The 5,312-nt window shown below is 62.3% G+C and carries 5 protein-coding genes; 4 read left to right on the plus strand and 1 reads right to left on the minus strand.

The genetic code is table 11. From position 1 onward, the window contains the following. From ABSG20_RS29070 to ltrA, 4 genes are all read left to right on the plus strand, one after another. Positions 1–691: sigma 54-interacting transcriptional regulator (locus ABSG20_RS29070; RefSeq protein WP_423867909.1), on the plus strand; the 691-nt coding region annotated here is incomplete at its 5' end. Positions 692–945: 254 nt separating this feature from the next. Further along, on the plus strand, positions 946–1,194 hold the full coding sequence (gene hfq, locus ABSG20_RS29075; RefSeq protein WP_006020546.1) for an RNA chaperone Hfq: 249 nt from the start codon (positions 946–948) through the stop codon (positions 1,192–1,194). Between the two features lie 11 nt (positions 1,195–1,205). Next, positions 1,206–2,588, plus strand: coding sequence for a GTPase HflX (gene hflX, locus ABSG20_RS29080; protein ID WP_423867910.1), 1,383 nt, complete (start codon positions 1,206–1,208; stop codon positions 2,586–2,588). A gap of 813 nt (positions 2,589–3,401) precedes the next feature. Next, positions 3,402–4,727: a group II intron reverse transcriptase/maturase gene (ltrA, locus tag ABSG20_RS29085; RefSeq protein ID WP_423867911.1), complete on the plus strand. Its 1,326-nt coding sequence runs from the start codon at positions 3,402–3,404 to the stop codon at positions 4,725–4,727. A gap of 153 nt (positions 4,728–4,880) precedes the next feature. Here the strand turns inward: ltrA and ABSG20_RS29090 are convergent. Further along, positions 4,881–5,312 (minus strand): WD40 repeat domain-containing protein (locus ABSG20_RS29090; RefSeq protein WP_423867912.1); only part of this gene is annotated, 432 nt, incomplete at its 5' end.

The raw sequence follows: 5,312 nt of genomic DNA on the forward strand, positions 1-5,312 counted from the left end.
ACTGGAAGAGGCCCATGGCGGAACCCTGTTTATCGATGAAATCGGCGACCTGCCGCGCGAAACCCAGAATAAAATCCTGCGGGTGCTGGTCGATCAGACGTTCCAGCGGGCAGGGGGCACCGCCAAGGTCAGCGTCGACGTTCGCATCATTTCCTCGACAGCCCGCAATCTGGAAGAGGAAATCGCCGAAGGCCGGTTCCGCGAGGACCTGTATCACCGGTTGTCGGTGGTGCCGATCCGCGTCCCGCCGCTGTCGGAGCGCCGCGAGGATATTCCGGAACTGATCGACTATTTCATGGACCAGATATCGATCGCGACCGGGTTGCCGAAACGCCAGATCGGCCAGGATGCCATGGCGGTGCTGCAGTCGCACATCTGGCCGGGAAATGTCCGGCAGCTTCGCAACAATGTCGAACGGGTGATGATCCTGGCGGGCGGGGGTCCGGAAGTCATCATCACCGCCGATATGCTGCCGCAGGACGTGGGCTCGATGGTGCCGGCGATGCCGACCAGCAACAATGGCGAGCATATTATGGGCCTGCCGCTCCGCGAGGCGCGGGAAGTCTTCGAGCGCGACTACCTGATCGCCCAGATCAGCCGTTTTTCGGGAAACATCTCTCGCACAGCGGAATTCGTAGGCATGGAACGCTCGGCGCTGCATCGCAAGCTGAAGGCCCTGGGGGTCGGCTGAACGCCGATTTGCCGATTTTTCCGTTCATATCGGGAAATTTGACCTCATTTCCGGCTTTTTACGGAGAATGAGGCCTCCGTTCGGCACGGCTGATGCGCGAACTGGCTTGCCTAAAAACCAAGCCTGCCCTCTAATCGTACCGCCGCGCTCCCCGGAGGGGGATCTCAGGGAAGCCGGCAACCGGGGGACGACTCCGATAGAGAGTCGCGATCGGTTCAATAAAAAGAAGCAAACAAGACTGCGGGACAAAAACAATGGCGGCAGACCGCGCACAAAATCTACAAGACACCTTCCTTAATCACGTTCGAAAAACAAAAACGCCACTGACGATCTTTCTGGTCAATGGAGTGAAGCTGCAGGGGATTGTCACCTGGTTCGACAATTTCTGCCTGCTGCTGCGGCGCGACGGTCATTCGCAGCTTGTCTACAAGCACGCGATCTCGACCATCATGCCCGGCGCTCCGATCCAGTTGTTCGAAGGCGGCGAGGATGCTCCGGCTTGAGAGTGATCTGATTGGAACCCCGCCATCTTGAAGGGGGTGCTGACCGTCCGCGGTCGGCTGGGGGTAGAGCAACCGGGCGGGTGATCGTCATCGGCCCGTATCTGCGCGTGCGCCGCGGCGATCCCGAGGCGCAAACGGATGTTCATGCCATACGCAATTCCGAGGCGCGGCTTGAGGAGGCCGTGGGTCTGGCGCGCGCCATCGAGCTTTCGATCGCGGAGGCGCTGATCGCGCCGGTCAGCCAGATCCGCCCCGCCACCTATCTCGGCAAGGGCAAGGTCGAGGAGATCGTCGGGCTCATCACCGGGCATGATATCGAACTGGTGGTGATGGATTGCGCGCTGTCGCCGATCCAGCAGCGCAACCTCGAGAAGGCCTGGAACACCAAGGTGCTCGACCGCACCGGGCTGATCCTCGAGATCTTCGGCCGCCGCGCCAAGACCAGGGAAGGCGCGCTCCAGGTCGAACTCGCGCATCTGAACTATCAGCGCTCGCGCCTGGTGCGATCATGGACCCATCTGGAGCGCCAGCGCGGCGGCTTCGGCTTCATGGGCGGCCCCGGCGAAACCCAGATCGAGGCCGACCGCCGCCTGATCGGCGACCGCATTGCGCGGCTGGAGAACGAAATCAAGAAGGTGCAGGCGACGCGGCGGCTGCACCGCGCCGGCCGGCAGCGGGTGCCCTATCGCGTCGCAGCCCTGGTCGGCTATACCAATGCCGGAAAATCGACGCTGTTCAATCGCCTGACCCGCGCCGACGTCCAGGCGGCCGACATGCTGTTTGCGACGCTGGATCCGACCTTGCGGGCGCTCAGCCTGCCGCATGGCGGCAAGGCGATGCTGTCGGACACTGTCGGATTCATCTCCAACCTGCCGACGCAACTGGTGGCGGCGTTTCGCGCCACGCTGGAGGAAGTGCTGGAAGCCGACGTCATCCTCCACGTCCGCGACATCTCCCATGAGGACACCGAGGCACAGCAGCGCGACGTCGATACCGTGCTGCGCCAGCTCGGTATCGACCCGGATGCCGGCAGCCGCATTCTCGAGGTCTGGAACAAGATCGACCGCTTCGACCCCGACAGCCGCGAAAACCTGAAAAATATCGCCGCTCGTCGTCCGCCGGAGCGCCCGTGCTTCCTGGTTTCCGCCGAAACGGGCGAGGGGATCGAGGCACTACTCGCTGCGATCGAGGATCGACTGGCGGCGACGCGCGCGACGCTCGACCTCTCGATCGACGCCGCCGACGGCGCCGGGATCAGCTGGCTGCATCGCAATTCGGAAGTGCTCGCCAAAGAGCTGCACGACGGCCGCTTCGACATGACGGTGCGCGTCGATGCGACCAAACGCGACATCGTGGTCAACCGTTTTGATGCCGTGCCGCATGCGGTTTTGTAACGCTATACCAGCGTTTCCCAAGTCCTGATCACAATCGCGCGGCAGCGGCGGTGAGCCCCCTCGCCCCGCTTGCGGCCGAAGAGCGGGAGAGGGAGCGCAGCTTCGCAAGCGTCGATATGATCAGAACTTCGAAAACACCGTACTAGTCGAGCGTTTCTCAGATGCGAATCATATTGATTCGATGTCGTAGGGTGGTTGCGTCAGGAGAGCAGGAGAGGAGGACGATTGTGAATACGAGCTGAAACCTCTCGAAGCGATCCAGTGGGTTCGATTCCCACGCGACCAAGGCCAGCCAGCCAGTCGCAAGCGAGCCTTGCACGTGTGCGGCAACGCCACGCGTGAAGCGTATGGCAGCGGGTGCCAAAGCTGCGTATTAGCCCCGAAATCGCATTGTCGAAGCCTTCGCCGTCCATCCAGCGGGGGCAACATCAGCGTGACCGAGATTGGCGAGGGCACGTTGGTTCGACCGGGGTCCTGGAGCGGAGCAGAGGCACAGGAAGGATCGTCTGAAGACCTGAGAGATCCCATTCGCGTCCACGCGTAACCGCCGGAACAAGGGTTGGCCGGCATCACCAAAGACCCTGGCCCGTGAGAGACCTCCTATTCTCACGGGAGCGCTGTAGCGAACACGAAAGCAGGAGGACCGCATGGGCGGCGTGAAGCGAATCCATAAGCGACCGCCGATGCGCGAGTGGGAAGTCGTAGCGCCTTCATATAACCGTTGAGAGCGGGGAACCGGGCATCGCCGGGACCCGAAGGAGGGGAGGGAGGCGTCGCGGAAGAGAACCATTGGCGGGCAACACGGGAGGGGGCATGGACCCCACAAACCTGTCCACGAAACGACAATGGATAGCCGAACTGGCGAGAACCAAGCCGGGCGAGGTGCTGTTCTCGTTGCACCACGTCATCGATATGGAATGGATGCACGAAGCCTATGAGCTTACCCGCAAGGATGGAGCGCCTGGCATCGACGGAGCAACAGCTAAGGATTATGAGGCGAACCTGGAGGCCAATCTGTTGGACCTCCTCGAACGCATCAAGTCCGGCCGCTACAAGGCGCCGCCGGTCCGCCGGACCTACATTCCCAAGGCGGATGGGTCGCAACGGCCGCTTGGTATCCCGACCTTCGAGGACAAAGTGGCACAGCGGGCGGTGACCATGGTTTTGGAGGCCGTCTATGAGCAGGATTTTCTACCCTGTTCGTATGGCTTCCGGCCAGGGCGCTCGGCCCATCAGGCGCTGCGCAAATTGGGCGGCGTCATCACGTGGCAAGAGCAGCACTGGGTGCTGGATGTCGATTTACGCAAGTACTTCGATTCCATCCCACACTGCCAGCTGCGGGAGATTCTCGACCAGCGAGTGACGGATGGCGTGATCCGAAGGATGATCGACAAATGGTTGAAAGCGGGAGTCCTGGAAGACGGCCTCCTGCGCCTGACGTCGGAAGGAACCCCGCAAGGTGGGGTGATCTCACCGATACTCTCGAACATCTACCTGCACCATGTGCTGGACCAGTGGTTCGAGAACGAGGTGAAGCCCTGCATGGCGGGACAGTGCACCCTGGTTCGGTTCGCCGATGACTTTGTGATGACCTTCAAGAACCACCTCGATGCCAAGCGGGTACTGGAAGTTCTCGACAAGCGACTTGGACGGTATGGGCTCACGCTGCATCCCGACAAGACCCGTTTTATCGACTTCCGCCCGGTGCGGCAGGGCGGTACGCATCCAGACTGCAAGGAACCACCGTTCGACTTTCTCGGGTTCACCCACGTGTGGGCAAAATCCCGGAAGGGCCGCAATGTGGTGCGCCAGCGAACGGCCAAGAGCCGGCTTGCTCGCGCCTTGGTTGCCGCGAAGGAATGGTGCCGGAGCAACCGGCATCGGCCCATTCGATGGCAGCACGCCCGGCTGTCTGCGAAGCTTGTCGGTCATTATGCCTACTACGGCATCACGGGGAATATCTGGCAGCTGGGCAGGTACCGGCAGCAGGTCACCAGGATCTGGCGCAAGTGGTTGGAACGTCGGACGCGCGCGAAGCCGCTCCCCTGGGATCGCTTCAACGCGTTTCTGAAACGCCATCCACTCCCCCAGCCCCGAATCGTCCACCGATATACCTCCGTCAGCGAAGCTCTTTCGTGAAGAACCGGATGCGGGAATTCTGCACGTCCGGGTCTGTGAGGGGTGAGGATGGAAACATCCTCACCTACTCGGCGTGGAGCGCAAGCGATACCCATCACTCATGGTCCCAGCGAAGATTTTGGGTTTCGCGAAGAGCTCAACCCAACCTACGAGCTATTGCGTGCCGTGCCGAAAGAGCGGCGCCAGTTCGGCGCTGAGCCGGCGCCAGATGTTGCGCCCGAGATCGGCCCAGTAGGTCGCGGCGAAAGGGCCGGTGCGCTCGCAGGGGTCCTTGCCGGCTGGGGCGGCGAGGATAGGGTCCGCCGCGTCCTCTGTCGTGAACGCTCTGCCACCGACGAGCTTTTCGGTACAAACGCGCCGGACCAGGTCCTCACGGCGCACATTCGTCTCCCAGCTCACATCCCACACCCGCGCTGTTCCATCACGCGATGCGGTAACGATGCGCGCCCCGTCGGGGCTGAACGCCGCGCTCGTGACGTCGCTGCCGTGGCCCTTGAGCTCGCGCAGCATTTCCCCGCTCGCGGGATCCCACACCCGCGCGGTTCGATCAGCCGATGCGGTGACGATGCGCGCCCCGTCGGGGCT

This window comes from Bradyrhizobium sp. (assembly GCF_049512235.1).
In the GTDB taxonomy this organism is placed as follows: Bacteria; Pseudomonadota; Alphaproteobacteria; order Rhizobiales; family Xanthobacteraceae; genus Bradyrhizobium.